The 16,091-nt window shown below is 55.0% G+C and carries 18 protein-coding genes; 9 read left to right on the plus strand and 9 right to left on the minus strand.

Annotated features, from left to right (window positions below; all coding sequences use genetic code 11):
- Positions 1-177 precede the first annotated feature (177 nt).
- Positions 178-603 carry a NifB/NifX family molybdenum-iron cluster-binding protein gene (locus B5G28_RS07195; RefSeq protein ID WP_087247334.1) on the minus strand — a complete coding sequence of 142 codons (426 nt, stop codon included), beginning with the start codon at positions 601-603 and terminating at the stop codon, positions 178-180.
- A gap of 267 nt (positions 604-870) precedes the next feature.
- On the opposite strand from B5G28_RS07195, the gene B5G28_RS07200 reads away from it, so the two are divergent.
- Genes B5G28_RS07200 through B5G28_RS07210 form a run of 3 tightly spaced genes read left to right on the plus strand, consistent with a single transcriptional unit; the run spans position 871 to position 3,642 of the window.
- Complete coding sequence (locus tag B5G28_RS07200; RefSeq protein WP_242956784.1) at positions 871-1,596, plus strand: LytTR family DNA-binding domain-containing protein; 726 nt, start codon at positions 871-873, stop codon at positions 1,594-1,596.
- Positions 1,589-2,914, plus strand: coding sequence for a sensor histidine kinase (locus B5G28_RS07205; RefSeq protein ID WP_087247338.1), 1,326 nt, complete (start codon positions 1,589-1,591; stop codon positions 2,912-2,914). Before B5G28_RS07200 ends, B5G28_RS07205 begins: the two co-directional genes overlap by 8 nt.
- On the plus strand, positions 2,911-3,642 hold the full coding sequence (locus B5G28_RS07210; protein WP_087247340.1) for an EFR1 family ferrodoxin: 732 nt from the start codon (positions 2,911-2,913) through the stop codon (positions 3,640-3,642). Before B5G28_RS07205 ends, B5G28_RS07210 begins: the two co-directional genes overlap by 4 nt.
- 369 nt (positions 3,643-4,011) lie before the next feature.
- Here the strand turns inward: B5G28_RS07210 and B5G28_RS07215 are convergent, their stop codons facing one another.
- From B5G28_RS07215 to B5G28_RS07225, 4 genes are all read right to left on the minus strand, one after another.
- Positions 4,012-5,589: a recombinase family protein gene (locus B5G28_RS07215; RefSeq protein ID WP_087247342.1), complete on the minus strand. Its 1,578-nt coding sequence runs from the start codon at positions 5,587-5,589 to the stop codon at positions 4,012-4,014.
- 36 nt (positions 5,590-5,625) lie between these two features.
- Positions 5,626-5,760, minus strand: a complete 135-nt coding sequence (locus B5G28_RS15145; protein ID WP_255396774.1) for a hypothetical protein — start codon at positions 5,758-5,760, stop codon at positions 5,626-5,628.
- 116 nt (positions 5,761-5,876) lie between these two features.
- Positions 5,877-6,197 (minus strand): hypothetical protein, encoded by a 321-nt coding sequence (locus B5G28_RS07220; protein WP_087247344.1) that lies wholly within the window; start codon positions 6,195-6,197, stop codon positions 5,877-5,879.
- Entirely contained in the window at positions 6,194-7,312 is a 1,119-nt protein-coding gene (locus B5G28_RS07225; protein WP_158099595.1) for a site-specific integrase, read from the minus strand. The genes B5G28_RS07220 and B5G28_RS07225 overlap by 4 nt, the downstream gene beginning before the upstream one ends.
- A gap of 234 nt (positions 7,313-7,546) precedes the next feature.
- On the opposite strand from B5G28_RS07225, the gene B5G28_RS07230 reads away from it, so the two are divergent.
- Positions 7,547-8,551, plus strand: coding sequence for a Fic family protein (locus B5G28_RS07230; protein WP_087247348.1), 1,005 nt, complete (start codon positions 7,547-7,549; stop codon positions 8,549-8,551).
- Positions 8,548-10,143: an AAA family ATPase gene (locus tag B5G28_RS07235; protein ID WP_087247350.1), complete on the plus strand. Its 1,596-nt coding sequence runs from the start codon at positions 8,548-8,550 to the stop codon at positions 10,141-10,143. Before B5G28_RS07230 ends, B5G28_RS07235 begins: the two co-directional genes overlap by 4 nt.
- A gap of 106 nt (positions 10,144-10,249) precedes the next feature.
- Here the strand turns inward: B5G28_RS07235 and B5G28_RS07240 are convergent, their stop codons facing one another.
- The 3 genes from B5G28_RS07240 to B5G28_RS07250 all read right to left on the minus strand — a co-directional run bounded on the left by B5G28_RS07240 (position 10,250) and on the right by B5G28_RS07250 (position 13,136).
- Positions 10,250-10,540 carry a sigma factor-like helix-turn-helix DNA-binding protein gene (locus B5G28_RS07240; RefSeq protein WP_087247352.1) on the minus strand — a complete coding sequence of 97 codons (291 nt, stop codon included), beginning with the start codon at positions 10,538-10,540 and terminating at the stop codon, positions 10,250-10,252.
- A 7-nt stretch (positions 10,541-10,547) separates the two neighbouring features.
- Positions 10,548-12,371, minus strand: coding sequence for a recombinase family protein (locus B5G28_RS07245; protein WP_087247354.1), 1,824 nt, complete (start codon positions 12,369-12,371; stop codon positions 10,548-10,550).
- Positions 12,372-12,458: 87 nt separating this feature from the next.
- Positions 12,459-13,136 carry a Type 1 glutamine amidotransferase-like domain-containing protein gene (locus B5G28_RS07250; RefSeq protein WP_087247356.1) on the minus strand — a complete coding sequence of 226 codons (678 nt, stop codon included), beginning with the start codon at positions 13,134-13,136 and terminating at the stop codon, positions 12,459-12,461.
- Positions 13,137-13,289: 153 nt separating this feature from the next.
- Here B5G28_RS07250 and B5G28_RS07255 point away from each other — a divergent pair, with 153 nt between their 5' ends.
- Positions 13,290-13,523, plus strand: a complete 234-nt coding sequence (locus B5G28_RS07255; protein ID WP_087247358.1) for a hypothetical protein — start codon at positions 13,290-13,292, stop codon at positions 13,521-13,523.
- Positions 13,524-13,596: 73 nt separating this feature from the next.
- On the opposite strand, the gene B5G28_RS07260 is transcribed toward B5G28_RS07255, so the two are convergent.
- Positions 13,597-13,878 carry a hypothetical protein gene (locus B5G28_RS07260; protein WP_087247360.1) on the minus strand — a complete coding sequence of 94 codons (282 nt, stop codon included), beginning with the start codon at positions 13,876-13,878 and terminating at the stop codon, positions 13,597-13,599.
- Between the two features lie 206 nt (positions 13,879-14,084).
- On the opposite strand from B5G28_RS07260, the gene B5G28_RS07265 reads away from it, so the two are divergent.
- The 3 genes from B5G28_RS07265 to B5G28_RS07275 all read left to right on the plus strand — a co-directional run bounded on the left by B5G28_RS07265 (position 14,085) and on the right by B5G28_RS07275 (position 16,087).
- Positions 14,085-14,621 (plus strand): GDSL-type esterase/lipase family protein, encoded by a 537-nt coding sequence (locus B5G28_RS07265; RefSeq protein WP_087247362.1) that lies wholly within the window; start codon positions 14,085-14,087, stop codon positions 14,619-14,621.
- The gene (locus B5G28_RS07270; protein WP_204228830.1) at positions 14,618-15,001 is read left to right on the plus strand and encodes a rhodanese-like domain-containing protein; all 384 of its coding nucleotides are present in this window, start codon (positions 14,618-14,620) and stop codon (positions 14,999-15,001) included. The genes B5G28_RS07265 and B5G28_RS07270 overlap by 4 nt, the downstream gene beginning before the upstream one ends.
- 237 nt (positions 15,002-15,238) lie before the next feature.
- Positions 15,239-16,087, plus strand: a complete 849-nt coding sequence (locus B5G28_RS07275; protein WP_087247364.1) for a cell division protein FtsQ — start codon at positions 15,239-15,241, stop codon at positions 16,085-16,087.
- Positions 16,088-16,091 lie beyond the last annotated feature (4 nt).

Below are 16,091 nucleotides of genomic sequence, written 5' to 3' on the forward strand. Positions count from 1 at the left end.
CTGGTATTTTTCTGCAGTTGGCCGACCGCAGACTTATTTTACCAGAAGGTCTTTTTATATGTAATTTTTCTACACTCCCCGGCAGAGCCGGGGGTTGTTTTTACGCTTAAGCAAACAAAGCAAAAAACCCCGGCCTGGGCGTTCCAGGCCGGGGTTTTTCTGTGGGTGAAAGAGGGATTACTCAGCGTGGCAGCCGCCGTTGCCGGCGCAGCCGTGCTTTTCCTCGCTGCCGCAGGCGTGCTGGCCGCAGCTGTGGCCCTGCTCGTGGCCGTGATGGTCGCAGTGGACGTCGGGATTGTAGCTGAGGGTGCCGTCCAGCAGAGCCTGGACCGCAGCGTCCGCCTGGCCCGACACGCCGCCGTACAGGCGGATGCCGGCCGAGGCCAGGGCGGCCTGTGCGCCGCCGCCGATGCCGCCGCAGATCAGGGTGTCAGCCTGCAGCTGGCTCAGCAGACCCACCAGAGCGCCGTGGCCCTGGCCGTTGGTGCTGACCACCTGGCTGCGCACCACCTGGCCGTTTTCCACATCGTAGACCTTGAACTGGGCGGTGTGGCCGAAATGGGGGAAAACAAAACCATCCTGATAGGTAACTGCAATTCTCATAGTCGTTTCCTTTCTGTTGTGAAAAGCCGGCGCCTTCCGGCGGCCGGCGGGAAGATGTGGTTCCCTGCTATTGTAGCACGGTTTGACGCCGGATGCCAGTGCCTGAGTCTCATTCGTCGGAACAAAAGCCAAAAGGCGGCGAAAAAGGGGCCCGGCCCGGCGCTTGACAACCGCGGCGGAATTGTGTATTTTTATTGAAAAAATACCGTGATGCCGGCGCCGGATCAGGCCGGAAGTGACTGCAAAAAACAGGGGATTGGCGGAAGAATGATGAATATATTGATATGCGACGATGAACCCGCCTTTGGGGAGCGGATTCAAAAAGCGGTGACCTCTTTTTTTGGAACAAAAGGGGTGGAAGTCCAGACCCGGGTCTGCACCCGTGCGGAGGAGGCAGAGGCCCTGCCGGATCTGGAACAATATCAGCTGGCGTTCCTGGATGTGGATTTGATCACCGCCAGCGGCATCCAGCTGGGCCGCACCCTCAAACAGAAAAATCACGACATCATGCTGGTGTATATCTCGGCCTATCTGGAATTTGCCACCCAGGGATATACCGTCAGCGCCTTCCGGTATCTGCTGAAGGAGTCGCTGCGCCAGACCCTGCCGGTCTGCCTGGAGGAAGTTTATACCGAATTGTTCATCAGCCAGAAGGCCCTGGTGGTGGAGGTCAACCGGGAAGTGGTGCGGATTCCCTATGACCGGATTTATTCTCTGGAAAGCGAAGGCCGCCGGGTGATGGTCTTTGGAGAGACGCCCCATAAACCGCTGTGCATTTATTACGGAAAATTGTCCGAGCTTCCGGAGGAACTGTACCGCAGCGGATTCCTGCGGGTGGGCCGGAGCGCCGTGGTGAATATGCGGTATATTCACAAGATTCTGGGCTATAAAGTCCAGATGGAAAATCAGGTGGAGCTGAGCGTCAGCCGGGCCGGATACGGCGCGATCCGGGGCACCTATCTGGAGTGGAAAGGGCGATTTGGCAATGGATAAACAGTGGCTGATGTATCTGCCCTGTGCGGGGGAATTCCTGGCGGTGCTCCAGATTGAGGCGGCCATGCTGGGCCGCGGCAGATTGTCCTGCCGGCGGGCCGCCGCTCTGGCCATGGGTCTGTGGATGATCTCCCAGTTTCTGTGGGGGGATTATGTCCCATACTCCCCCTGGTCGCTGACCTTCAACGGGCTGCGGTTTGCGGCCGCGTCCCTGCTGTTCGGCGGGAAACTGCTGGAAAAGTTCTTTTCGGTGGTGGTCTGCGGGGTGACGGTGCTGGGCTATGAAAACGTCATGACCTCGCTGGCGGCCACATTCTGGGGCGTCCGGCTGGCGGACGTGTGGCCCATGCCCTTTTCCATCCTGGCCTATGACGTGGTGCTGAACCTGCTGGTCTGGCTTGCCGTCCGCGGGATGAAAAAGTTTGTGGTATACGTTGAGCCCCGCCAGCGGCTGGTGGCCGACATCTACCTCTGCGTGGCCGCCGCCATGAATGTGCTGCTGGCGGCCTTTGACCAGGTTTCGGATGAATACAGCTTTATGCTGCTGCTGTGTGTGGGGCTGCTGCTGTCGGTGGCGGTGTATTTTGTGCTGCTGACCATGTTCAGCGGCCAGACCCTGCGGGCCAGCCGGGCCCAGAGCCGGATGGAAATGGAACAGGAGAGGGCCGACGCTCTGATGGAATCCTACCAGACCCAGCGGCGGCTGACCCATGAGTTCACCAACCACCTGGATGCAATCCATTTTTATCTGGAGCAGCAGGACATGGAGGGGGCCCGGGCCTACCTGGCCAGCGTCTCCCAGAAGATTTCGGCGGGGACCGCGGTGGTGGATACCCACAACCCCCTGATGGATGCCCTCCTGAGCAAGGAGTATCATCAGGCCGCCGAAAAAGGGGTGATGCTCCACTTTGACCTGTGCGATCTGCGCAGCTTTCCGCTGCGGAACACCGACCTGGTGACGGTGATGTGCAACCTGCTGGACAATGCGGTGGAGGCGGCGGTGCGGGCCGACCCGCCCCAGATCACCCTCCGCATCCGCCGCACCGGAGAGGAATATATTGTGTCGGTGCGCAACCGGGTGGAACAGGATCTGGATTGGCCCGGCGGCACCCTGCCGCCCACCACCAAGACCGGGCCCGGCCATGGCATGGGCCTGGTGAACGTCTGCGGTGTGCTGGACCGCTGGGGCGGCGAGTATACCCTCAGCTGCAGGGACCGGTGGTTCTGCTTTACCTTCACCCTGCCGGCCCCCGGCCCGGCAGAAGGGGAGGAGATCCGCCCGGCGGAGGCGGCGGGAACAGGAGGACAGCAAGGATGATTTTTTACTTTTCCGGCACCGGAAATTCCCGGTGGGCTGCGCAGCAGCTGGCGTCCTATACCGGCGACAAGGTCTGTGACCTGGCCCGGATGGACAATCTGCCCGACCTGCAGGGGGAGAGCCGCATCGGCCTGGTTTTCCCGGTGTATGCCTGGGGCCCGCCCCAGATGGTGATGGAGTTTGCCCAAAACCTGCCCCGGACGGGAGCCTTCACCTTTGGCGTGGGGACCTGCGGCTCGGAGGCCGGCCTGGCCCTGAAAAAGCTGGCGGCGGTCTGCCCGCTGGACAGCAGCTACAGCCTGGTGATGCCCAACAACTATATCCTGGCCGAGGACGTGGAGAGCGACGGCGCCGTCCGGCGGAAACTGGCGGACGCCTCCTGGCAGATGGAGCGGATGGCCAGGGAAATTTTGGCCGGTCAGAAAGTCTATCGGGTCAAAGAGGGGCCCATGGCCTGGATCAAGTCGGGGGTGGTGAACGCCGGATTCAACCGGTTCGCCCGGGACACCAAGTCATTCCACGCCGATGACCGGTGCAACAGCTGCGGCCTGTGCGCCTGGAACTGTCCGGCGCACGCCATCACCGTCACCGACGGCCGGCCCCCGGTCTGGACCGGGAATTGCTGCCAGTGCCTGCGGTGCCTCCATGAGTGCCCCCAGCAGGCCATCCAGTACGGCAGCAAGACTCAAAACCGAGGCCGGTACACCATCTACAAGTATCTGGGCTGACCGGAAATCCACCAAAACGCCTGTCTTTGAGAAAAACAGGCCGCATTTTGGCCCCGCAGGGGTCCGGCGGGGAAAACCGCTGCACCTGCCGGCTTTTTCAACGCAGATCCGCCGGAGGATGGAATGCTGCCGGGAGGCGAACGCGCCTCCCGCAAACAAATGACGCAAAAAGACGGGCTGAGAACCTTGTTTCTCAGCCCGTCTTTTTTGTGGAGCGGGGAAAAGGCCGGCGCTCCTCGATTTTGTGTGAAGTCTTGGGGCAAAAAGGCAGCACGCGCCTTTTACAGCTCCCACTGCGCCCGGATTTCTTCCAGGGCGTGGGTTTCCAGGCGGGATACATAGCGACACGCCTATTGTAAACGATGCCCTCTAAGAAATCGCCTCCAGCTCGTGGAAGCGGAATTTTATGATGACCTCTTTTTCCTCGGTCAGCTCCACCCGCTCGATGAGGCTGACCAGCAGTTCCCGACTGGTCAGTACCGAGTCCAGAAACTGTTTCACCAGTGCCTTGGCTTTTTCTTCGGTGTTCACCGGCTGTTTTGCCTGTTCCTGAAGGCTCTTCAGCCGATCTTCCAGAACTGTGCGGTCCAGCTTGACCTTCTGATAGATGCGCTGGAAGTCCTCTTCCGATAGAAGCCCATTCAGCCGGTCCATGTACATCTGATCCAGATTGGTAGTCAGAGCGGTGATTTTAGATTGCAGCGCTTGCATCTCCGCTTCACAGCTGGACTCCTTGCTGGCGTTCTCCACGACTTCTTGCGCAATCGGGCTCAGCCGGTCAGGATTCAGATAGGTCTGGCAGACCTCCCGCACCTTGGCAAGCACGGCTTCATTCACCGTTTCTTCCTTGATGGAGTGACAGGTACAAACACCAGCTTTGGTAAAACGCTGGTAGGTTCGGCAGACAAAGAACAGGCGATCCTCTCCGGCAGCATTTTTGCGGTTGAGTACCGCCATGGGGTAGCCGCACTCGTGACAGAAAATCAGCCCTTTCAGCAAGAAGTCATAGGTCCGGCTTCGGGTGTGCTTGCGGCTGTTTACCAGCATCTGTACCTTTTGAAATGTCTCCGGGTCAATGATGGGCTCATGCGTTCCTTCCACTACGACCCAGTTTTCCGGTGATTGCCTCAGACACTTCTTGGATTTGTAGCTGATCTTCACCATACGTCCCTGCACCATATTACCGATGTAGGTCTCGTTCTTCAGCATTTCGGAGATCCGCTCGCTGCTCCACAGCCCGGTGTAGGGGCCAGGATTTCCAACTTTCCAGCCGCAATAGGTGGCTGGTGTTGGAATGCCTTCTTCGTTGAGCGTGGTCGCAATTTTGCGGCAGCTCATACCCGAAAGAGCCAGGGCAAAGATCCGCCGCACCACCGGAGCTACTTCCTCGTCAATGACGATCTTGTTTTTCTCGGTGGGGTGCATCTTGTACCCGTACATGGGCTTGCCGCCGATGAACTGCCCTTTCCGCTGCTTATCCCGCTTGACGCTCTTGATCTTCTTGGAGATGTCCTTGGCGTACATGTCGTTCATGATGGCACGGAATGGGGTAATGTCGTTGGCTGTGGAGTCTACGCCGGTGTCAATGCCGTCCAGCAGGGAAATGTATCGCACCCGGTGTTCTGGGAAGTACCGCTCCATATAGTGGCCGGTCATGATATAATCACGGCCCAAACGGGAAAGGTCCTTGGTAATGACCATATTGACCTTTTTTGTCTCAATGTCGCCAATCATCCGCTGGAAACTGGGACGGTCAAAACTGGTGCCGCTCCATCCGTCATCCACATAAGTGTCAAAGACGGACAGCCGGTGCTGCTGCACAAACTCCCGCAGCAGAGATTCCTGGTTCTGAACACTTTGGGATGGTCCTTCGTTTTCATCCTCCTTCGATAGTCTGATGTATAAAGCCACATGGTAATCCATGGGGTTGCTTATCTCTAAGTACATACCATACCTCCTGAGATAAGCGGCCATTCATCGACATTATTGTATCGTGACTTTTCCATATCCAGCAAGGATGCGGTGAAGATACAGCCGAAAGGACTCTTCCAGAAGCTCCGGCAGTGCTCTCTCGGCTGACTCAAAAACACAACGTACAACAAGGGCGTTTTTCGGCATGGTATCATCCTCCTTTACGATATAGAAAAGAATATGTGCAAATCCTCTATGCATTGCCTGTCCATTGAAAAAGGCATAAAAAAATCGCCACCCGTTCGAGTGGCGATGAGAGTTGCTTACGAAATAGAGGAAGTATTTGCACAGACTGCGTCCCAATCGGATACATCATATCCTCGCATAGAATCCGTTGCAATCAAGACAGCGAATACATAAGGACGAATCCACCCGTCACTGGCGCTGCTGAGGATGGATTGTATGGTTAGGTCATCATCCAGCTGCAAGCGGATTTGGAGAAGCTCTTTTTCGGTTTGAAACAATGCCGCAAATTCGTTTGGGGCTTCCTCCTCGATAGAGAACGTCTGTGAACTGTGCAGGATTTGTGTTGCTTGTTGGTATAGGGCGGTAGTACTGAAATCGTGAATGTCCGGTAATTTCATGGTTTTTGCTCCTTTTCAAGAATTGTGTTGATGGTTTCGGAACTTTTGAGTTTGGTTGAAAAATCAAGGTGGACATATAAATCCGCAGTCGTTTGATAGGTGCTGTGTCCCAGCCACTGCTGCACTTCCAGCAATGGAACCCCAGAGGAAATCAAAATCCCGGCACAGCTATGTCGCAGGTCATGAAACCGTATCTTCCGCAGGTTATTTTTCTGCAAAAAAGACTGAAAGCGGCGGCTCAACTGATTGGGACGGAAAGGGACACCGCTCTCGTCTAAGCAAAGCCAACCGCTTTCCCGCTGATACTGGCGTAATAGGGGGAGCATATTTTCCGGAATGGGCAAGGTGCGATAACTTGCCTTTCGCTTCAATACCTCCCGGTTGTGCACTTTGCTTTTTCCATGCAAAGACGTTTGCGTGACTGCACAGCGGACATAGAGCAATTTACGTTCCAAATCCAGGGCTTCCCAGCGAAGTCCCAGTACCTCACTGCGTCGTAGACCGAACACCAGAGCCAATGCCACAGGAAGCTCCAGAGTTTGTCCATGGAGTAGGGTCAAAAGCTGGGAAGCTTCCTCGGCGGAATAGGTCTGCGGCAAAAAGTCAGCCCTGCGCGGTTTGGACGCCTGCCTTGCCGGATTTGCTTCAATTAGGCCAAGAGCAGCTGCCTTTTCTAATGCAGTGTGAATGTTGGCATGATGGCGCAAAACACTGGTTGGGGAAAGTCCTTTGTGAAGCAGCCAGTCATAATAGTTTGTGATGTCCCCGGTTGTCAGAGCCTGAAGTGTAATCTCTCTTTCTTCAAAGTATGGCACAATGGATTGTTCGACAACCCGACAGTAAGAGGCAAATGTTGTAGGTGCTACGGTGGGGCAAATTTGTGCCAGCCAATCTCGCATAAAGTCGGAAAACATGGGCCCATGTTGTAGGGCATGTTGCCGTTCTTTCGTAAATGCTCTGCGCAGATCCAGCAGCATCTCCTCTGCCCGCCGTTTGTTTCCTTTTTCTTTCAAGTGGGTCGTCACCGATTTTGTTCGCCGTTTTCCGGTGCTATCTTTATAAGATAAAATCATCTGCCAATATCCATTTTGCACACGCAAGTGTCCAGCAACCATACATAAAACCGCCTTTCCTAATGTTGGTGATCTTATGTTACTATGGCCACCAGGCACATGGTCAGACGAAGCAGACTCAAAATCCGTTATGTATGACAAGGCCGTGGAAAAATCCACGGCCTTGTTTTGTTTCTCCAAAGGGAGCATCACTCAAACGATGCACTATTTTTGATTGATGAAATGAGCGATGCATGATATAATAAAATCACTCTATTTCGATTATGAGGTATTGTAATGAGAAACAAAAAGCCTCCTTTTGAAATCACAAACCAGATGATTGACTATGTAGCGGAAATCGCCGAACTGCTCGGAAAACTGAATGTGACAGACGCGCTTTCTTCAAATCCTACTTTGCGCCGTAGCAATCGAATCCGTACCATACATGGGTCGTTGGCAATTGAGCAGAACACCCTTTCCTTGGAGCAGGTAACAGCCGTACTGAATGGGAAGCATGTCCTGGCTCCACCCAAGGATATTGCTGAAGTCAAAAATGCTTATGAAATTTATGAGCGGCTTGATGAGCTTGATCCTTATTCGGTGGACGACCTGTTGACTGCCCATGGCATTATGACTCGGGGCTTAGTCGAGGAATCAGGCATGTTCCGAACACGACCTGTAGGAGTGGTAGACAGCGAAGGACATGTCCTACATTTCGGTACGCTTCCACAATATGTTCCTGATCTGGTCATGGAGTTGCTGGACTGGGTAAAGACTAGTGAGGTTCACATGCTCATTCGCAGCTGTGTGTTCCATTATGAATTGGAACTGATTCATCCTTTTGCTGATGGAAATGGGCGTGTGGGCCGCCTGTGGCATACGCTGCTGCTTTCTAAATGGAATCCAGCCTTTGCCTGGCTTCCGGTAGAGTCTATTATCTATGACCGCCAGCAGGAATATTATGATGCCATCAATACTTCCAATGATGCCGGAGAGTCCACGGTGTTTATTGAGTTTATACTCTCCGCCATCAAAGCATCACTCATAGAAGCGGTTAGCACGAGTGATGAAATGAACGATGAAAAAATGGACAAGGCCACGCTCCGCTGGAACAAGATCCAGAAGCATCTCAAAACTCACGACTATATCATGAATGCCGATGTGCGGAAATTGTGTGGGGTGTCGGCGGCAACAGCGAATCGGATTCTATCGAGTTTTGTTGAGGAAAGAAAATTGAACAAATATCGTGAAGGCGGACATTGGGCATATAAAAAATTCGAAAAGGTAGGAAACAGAAGATGAGAATTAAAGCAGTACACTTGGAACAATTCAAACGCTTTACCGACCTGAGCATTCAAAATATACCCCAAACAGCAAAACTTGTTGTTTTACTTGGACCTAATGGATGCGGGAAGAGCTCTGTTTTTGATGCATTCAAAACATGGCATCTCTTTAATGGATATAGAAATGGAGCCAATAATGACTATTGCAGAAAAGATTCTGATAGTGCAAAGAATAGCTTTGAATTGGTTAACATAGATTTTCATACTGATATCTCTTCGTTTTCACAGGAGCAATATCATCAGTTTTTCTATTTTAGAACGGCATACCGAAACTCTCCTCAGATTTCCATTAAAACATTGAGCGAAGTAAAATCTCCGCTTGAAATAGCTGATCATAAAATGATGATTCAGAATGATTCGACTGTGGACGATAACTATCAACGGCTTATTTCTGAAACTTTATCACAGTTTTATAGTGAAGAGAATGATGGAAAAACAGTTAAGACATTAAGAGATGAAACTCTTAAGAAAATCAGAGAACCACTGAAGCGACTTTTTTCTGATTTAACGTTGACGGAAATTGGCTTAGTTACAGATAAGGCTGAGTTCTACTTCTCCAAGGGGACAACGACAAAATTCGGTTACGAAAAATTGTCTGGTGGTGAAAAGGCTGCCTTTGATTTGCTTTTGGACATGGTTATCAAAAGTGAGTTTTACAAGGATACTATTTTCTGTATTGATGAACCTGAGACACATATTCATACCAGTTTGCAAGCACGACTTCTTGTTGAACTATTCGATCTTGTTCCCAACGAATCTCAGCTGTGGATTTCTACCCATTCTTTTGGTATGTTAAAAGAAGCCAGAAAGCTCTTGGAACAGAATCCTGGAGAAGTTGTTTTTTTAAACTTTGATGGATATGATTTTGATGAAAATGTAACTTTAGAGCCAAGCAGTTGTGACACATCTCTTTGGAATAAAATGGTTGAAATTACACTGGATGATTACGCACCTTTTCTTTCTCCGGAAACAATCGTATTCTGTGAAGGAACAACAAGGGGTAGAAAAAGAAAAGATTTTGATGCTCGCTGCTATTCAATTATTTTCAAGAGCACACACCCAAATACTATTTTTTATTCACTCGGAAGTTGCAACGATATTGAAAGCAAACAATCAGTTATTGATTTCATAACCAAGGTGTCTCCCTCTTCAACCATAGTACGTCTTGTGGATCGAGATGATAGAAGTCCTGAGGAAATTGCAGACCTACAAGCTGATGGCGTTAAAGTCATTTCTCGTCGACACATTGAATCTTACATCTTGGATGATTCCGTTTTAAAGAAATGGTGTCAAATTTCTAATTCACCTGACAAGGAAAATGAACTGTTAGCCATTAAAACGCAAAAAATCGCAGATAGTGTTGCTCGTGGAAATGCGCCTGATGACATCAAGTCCGCAGGAAACGATATTTGCACATTAGGCAAAAAGCTCCTTGGGGTTACCGCATGTGGCAATAACGGCGAAATGATTATGCGTGACACATTAGCAAAACTAATTACCCCAGACATGGCAGTTTATCAAGAATTAGAACACGATATTTTTGGATGCTAATTCAATTGATGAGTGGCCGCTTAACTAAATTATCTATACAATAATGAATGCCCGGAAAGCCTTATTCCACAAGACTTTCCGGGCTTCGTTTACATTAGCGGCGTCGCTATACGTAGCTCCGACTGATGCCCAACAGCTGGGCGGTTTCGGACTGGGTCAGGGGCGGCTGGCCGCCCAGACCGTAGCGCAGCAGAACCAGCTGGCGCTCCCGGGCGGGCAGTGCCTCGATGAGGCTCCGCAGGCGGGATGCGTCGTCTTTCTTTTCACAGGTCTCTTCCATGCAGGCGGTGTCCTGCAGCAGATCGGAGAGGGTCAGGGCCGAGTCGTCTTTGCCGGTGTCGAGGGATTCCTGCAGAGAGACCGTCGGCCCGACTTTTTTTTCGCGCCGGAACTGCATCCGGATTTCATTTGCTATCCTCTCCCCAGAGAGTCGAATCGGGAAAATCGGCCCCCAAAGCGCCGGATTCCGCCAAATGTCCCGGATGACCGGAGGATTCGCGGGGATTCATCGGCCCGAAATCCCCGGGTTCGACGGGGTTTGCCTCCGCGCCGGGGCCGGCGGTCTGCCCGTCCGGAGCCTCGTCCTCGGCGCCAAAAAACACCACATGGGCCCAGGTCCCGTCCCAGACCACCTTTTGCACCAGAGTGCGGAGGGCGGCCCGCTTTTGTTCCACCGACATCTGGTCCAGGCTGTTCCGGAAAACCGCCAGCATCTGCCGCAGCAGGTCCAGTTCGGCCGGGCTGAGGGTGTTCTGCGGGGGAGCGCTTTCCAGCTCCTGAATCCGGGATTGCAGCGCGGCGTCCTGGGCGTGGAGCTCCTCCAGACGCTCTTTCAGGTGGACCGAGGCGGCGCTGCCGCCGAAATCGGCCAGAGCGTCCAGCAGGGCGGTGATTTTGCGCCGGGTGAGGACCTGCTGCTGGCGCAGGTCTTCCAGCATGGGCGGGGATTCCTCCCGGCTGCCGGTGTACGGGCGCTTGCTCTTTTCCAGCAGGGTCAAAAATACGTCCCGGTCGCCCGCCAGCTGTTTGACCTGCTCCACCACGGCGGCGTCCAGCCGGCCGCCGCTGGCGTTGGGACAGCGGCACAGGCTCCGCTTGCTGTGCTCTTTTTGTTTGCACACGTAGGCGTAGACCGGTTTGCGGTCGGCGGCCGGCCGGGACAGTTTGGGGTACATGCGGCTGCCGCACCGGCACCAGAGCAGACCGGTGAGCAGCGCCTCATTGCTGCGGGGCTTGCGGTAGCTCTTGGCCTTGTTCCGCTCCAGAGATTCCTGCACCCGCACCCAGACCCGGCCGGGGATCAGGCCCGGATGCTGCCCCACCGACACAATCCATTCGCTGGGGGGCAGGTAGAGGGTGGCCCGGCCCTTTTCTTGGTCGGTGCGGTTGTAGGCCAGGATGCCCCGTTCCCCGTCAAAATCCCCGGCGGGGGAACACAGTCCGGCCTGCTTGTCCACAAAATACCGGTAGGCGTCCGGGTCGGCCAGGAGATACACGGGGTTCTGCAAAATCCCCTTGATGGAAAACCGGGTGAAGTTTCGCCCGGTTTTGGTGTGGATCTGCCGGCGCAGCAGCTCCGCCTCGGTCATGGTGAGGGAGTCGGTCTCGCTGTACAGCTGGTAGATGGTGCGGACGATGTCCGCCTCCTGGGGGATCAATTTCAGTTTGCAGGCCCGCTTGGTCTTGCCGTCCACCGTCACCGTTTGGACCGCCTCGGAAGTGTAGCCGGTGGGGGTGGTGCCTCCCAGCCAGCGGCCGGTTTTGGCCAGCTCCTGCATATTGTCCCGGATGCGCTCGGCGATGGTCTCCCGTTCCAGCTGGCTGAACACCGACGCAATGTACATCATGGCCCGGCCCATGGGGCTGGAGGTGTCGAAGCTCTCCCGGATGGAGACAAAGTCGATCTGCAGCCGGCCCAGCTCCTGGATGAGGGCGGAAAAGTCGCTGATGCTGCGGCTGATCCGGTCCAGCCGGTAGACCACCACCGCCCGGAACTGCCTTTGCCGGGCGGCCTGCATCATTTTCTGGAAGCCGGGGCGGTTCAGGTTGCCGCCCGAGAAGCCCTCGTCCTCAAAGACCACCGCCCCGTCGGCGCAGCGGTCCCCGAAGGCGGTGCGGATATAGGCCCGGCAAAGCTCCACCTGGTTCCCGACGCTTTCCCCCTTGCCGGTGAAGCGGGATTTCCGGGAATAGATGGCGATGACGTTGGGATTTGGCTGTTTCTGCATGGCGGAACTCCTTTCACTGGATGTTATATGCGGGGGAGGGACATCCCATGAAGGAGAGGCCAGGTAAGTCGGCAAAAGAAAATTTGGTTATTGGGATAAGGGGGTGAATACTCGGACATCCCCCAAAAGTTTGGTCTCGGAACCGTCGATTAGGATGGCGGAACGGTCTGTGACGGTGGCGTAAACGATTTTCCTGCGTTCATTCAGGACCCGCTGAATGGCCTGATTTTGCACATCGGTTCCTTCATAGTGGACTTCCAGATAAAAATCTTTGAGAAGTGGGAGTCCGCTATAGTAGGAAAATTCCGGATAGTCTGAATCCGGCGACAGATGGTATTCCTGCAGCTGAAGAACTGCGCCAGCGCTGTAGCCCATCATAATCCCCTGAAAAGAGAGCAGAGTGTTTCTCAAATCAAAGGCGTCAATCCGTTCCAGCATACGGTCGGGCAGCCCGCCCGGGAAATAGACGATGTCAGCTTGGCGAAGGAGTTCTGCGACTTGGGATGGAGTGTCGGTATAGTAGTTGATGATCCGGATGTTGGATTCGGGAATGCCGTAATGCAGGAAGGGGGTGACCATAGCATCGTAATACATGCCGCCATCTTTTCCGTATAAAGTATTCCAGTCTTTCAGGCAATGGACGGCGCTGTCGCGGTAGGAAAAGGCAAGGATAACCACCTTGTTTTCCGGGCGAATATAGCGGCGAAGCTCCGCTGAGAGGAAATCGGAGGAGAAATCCAGAATATCCAACAGAATATGTACCATGAGCGCCTCCTTTGGCGATATTGAATGCTCTGTGAAAAACAGTTGATTTTACTATAGCACAGATATTGTCTGCAAACAATCTGCTTCCCAGTCATACCAGACAGGCCGTGCACAATAGGATAGAACCAGGCGAACAGGCGGGAGGCGGTGGGGATGAGACGGAGCGCACCCATTCGGGTGGTGGTACATGGCCCCGGAACCGGGGCGGGCCGGCAGGAACTGGCCCGGCGGGCGGCGGAAGTCCACGCCGAATTTGTGGCCGACGCCGTCCGGCGTCTGGACTGTCCGGCCCGGCAGAAGCTGGAACTGCTGCAGGCGGTGATGGACACGGTCCAGAGCGCCTGTCCCTCTGGACAGCCCGGGAAAACCCCGCCCCCTCGCCCCTGAACAGAAAAAGCCGCCCGGAACCCATCCCACAACGGGGAGAGGCCGGGCGGCTGTTTTGTTTGGAATAAACGGGTCAGCGGGAGTGCTTGTCGTACCAGGAGTTCCAGGTCCGGCGGGCGGGCTGGGGGTCCTTGCGCAGGGTGTAGACCAGCAGCACCAGCATCAGCAGGGCAAACAGGGCCATGACCGTCCCCTTGACCGGGGCGCCCTGGCTGTAAAAGAGGACGGCCACACCGGCAAAGGCGGCAATGAAGCCGCCCATAATCAGAACATAGAGAGCCCGGTTCTTTTCCCGCAGGCGGAACAGCACTTCACTCAGGAGAAACGAGGCCAGATCCATCAGCAATTCACCCATACACAGCGCTCCTTCCAACGTCTTTTTTCCATTCTAGCACAGATGCGGAAAAAAGAAAAGAGAGGGAGCGAATGTGCGTCAGTCACAGTGGAGCCAAAGAGGCGTTGTGAGGGGAAACGGGGCATGTTATAATAAAGCCATCCAACCCACACGCGCACGCTGCGGCGGGCGGGGAATGCAAAGGAAACAGACCGGAGGAAAGCCGTATGAACGTCATCTGTTTTGGGGATTCCAATACCTATGGCTACGACCCCCGCTCCTGGCTGGGGGACCGGTACGACCCCCAAAACCGATGGGTGGACATTCTGGCCGGGAAAACCGGCTGGAACATCTCCAACCGGGGCCAGAACGGCCGGGAGATTCCCCGGCAGCCCGTTTCCTTTCCGGCGGACACCGGCCTGCTGGTGGTGATGCTGGGCACCAATGACCTGCTGCAGGGCTGCACCCCGGCGGACGCCGCCGGCCGGCTGGAACGGTTTATCACCGGGCTGGACCTGGAGCGGGAAAAGATTCTGTTGATTGCCCCGCCGCCGGTGACCTTTGGGGAATGGGTTCAGGACGAGCATTTGATGGACGCTTCCAAAGCGTTTGCCCGGCTCTGCCGGGAACTGGCGGCGCGGCTGGGAATCCGGTTCGCCGATGCAGGGCTCTGGGGCGTGGGCCTGGCCTACGACGGCGTCCATTTCACCGAGCAGGGCCACCGGGCCTTTGCAGAGGGTCTATACAAGGAGGTATTTCGATGAAAAAGCGCATTCTGCCTATGTTGTGTTCGGTGCTGATGATGCTCACCGCCTGCGGTGCCGCATCCTCCGACGCCTACAAGAAGATCAGCCAGGAAGAAGCCAAAGAGATGATGGACACCCAGGAGGTTCTGATCCTGGATGTGCGGGAGCAGAGCGAATACGACGGCGGCCATATTCCCGGGGCCGTCCTGCTGCCGGTGGGCACCATCGACGAGGAGAGCGCCGCCGCCGTCATCCCTGAAAAGGACTCGGTGGTGCTGGTCTACTGCCGCAGCGGCAACCGCAGCAAAAAGGCCGCCAAGGCCCTGGCCGATCTGGGGTATACCGGCATTTATGACTTCGGCGGGATCACTACCTGGCCCTACGACATTGAGTCCTGACCGAAAAACCGAACAGGAAAACCACCGCCGCCCGGAGGGAAACCTCTCCGGGCGGTTTTTGCACGTCGGGACGTCATGCGGGGTTCAAAAAGAAAATATATTTTCATAAAAACAAGAAACTGAAATAATTACAAACATTTTACAGGGCCTTGGTCGCAGGATTTACATTCCTCTGGTAGACTGTGAATTGTTCCAAGAAGCGAAACAATTCATGGATATCATTGGGAGGTATCATGTATGACGTCCATCCATAAGCAAGCGGCCAACCAGTCGCAGAAGCTGATGATTTTTGTGCTGTCCATGGCCCTTTACGGCCTGGCTACCCTGTTCTCGGAGCTGATCCCCAAGTTTCAGGTGGGCATTGTGGAATTCTCGGTGGAGTACTTCCTGTTCATTCCCCTGACGCTGGCCATGCTCTTTGACCCCATGTCGGCGGCCCTGGGCGCCGCCACCGGTGAGCTGGTGTTCAGCGAGATCATGCTGGGCCAGTTCGGCGGTCTGGGCGAAGTGGAGAAATTCATCACCGTCACCATCGGCGTCTACGTCGCCGGCCGTCTGGTCCGCGACCCCGCCAACCGCACCATGGTGGGTGCGGCGGCCATCGGCGGCACCGCCATCCAGCTGTTCCTGGGCATGGTGGTGGACATCCTGAAAGTTCAGCTGGCTGTGGATGACTTTGAGGCGGTGGCCGGCCTGCCCGAGAGCGTCTTTGCCACCGAGGGCTTCGCCTTCCTGAACGACCTGCTGTTCTCCGGCATCCTGTTCTGCCTGCTGCCCACCCTCTACCTGGTGCCCAAGCTCCACGGCAAGATCGAGCCCCTGCTGGGCATGGAGCCCCGCACCACCCAGACCGCCCTGGAACCCCTGGGCGCAAAAGCCATCCTGGGCTGCGCTGCGGCCTTTGTGGTGGCGGCCGTCACCCAACTGCTGGCCAAGAGCGGCATGAGCCTGATTGACTGGGAGGCCGACTGGGCCGAGAGCTCCACCTCCATTGCGGTGGCCATGGTGGCAGCCGCTGTGGTTGTGGTGGCCGTGGTGCTGGCCATGCGGAAACGCACCGAACAGATCCCCGCAGAAAGAGGTTGAACCC

Source organism: Faecalibacterium sp. An77, from assembly GCF_002161315.1.
GTDB lineage: Bacteria > Bacillota > Clostridia > Oscillospirales > Ruminococcaceae > Faecalibacterium.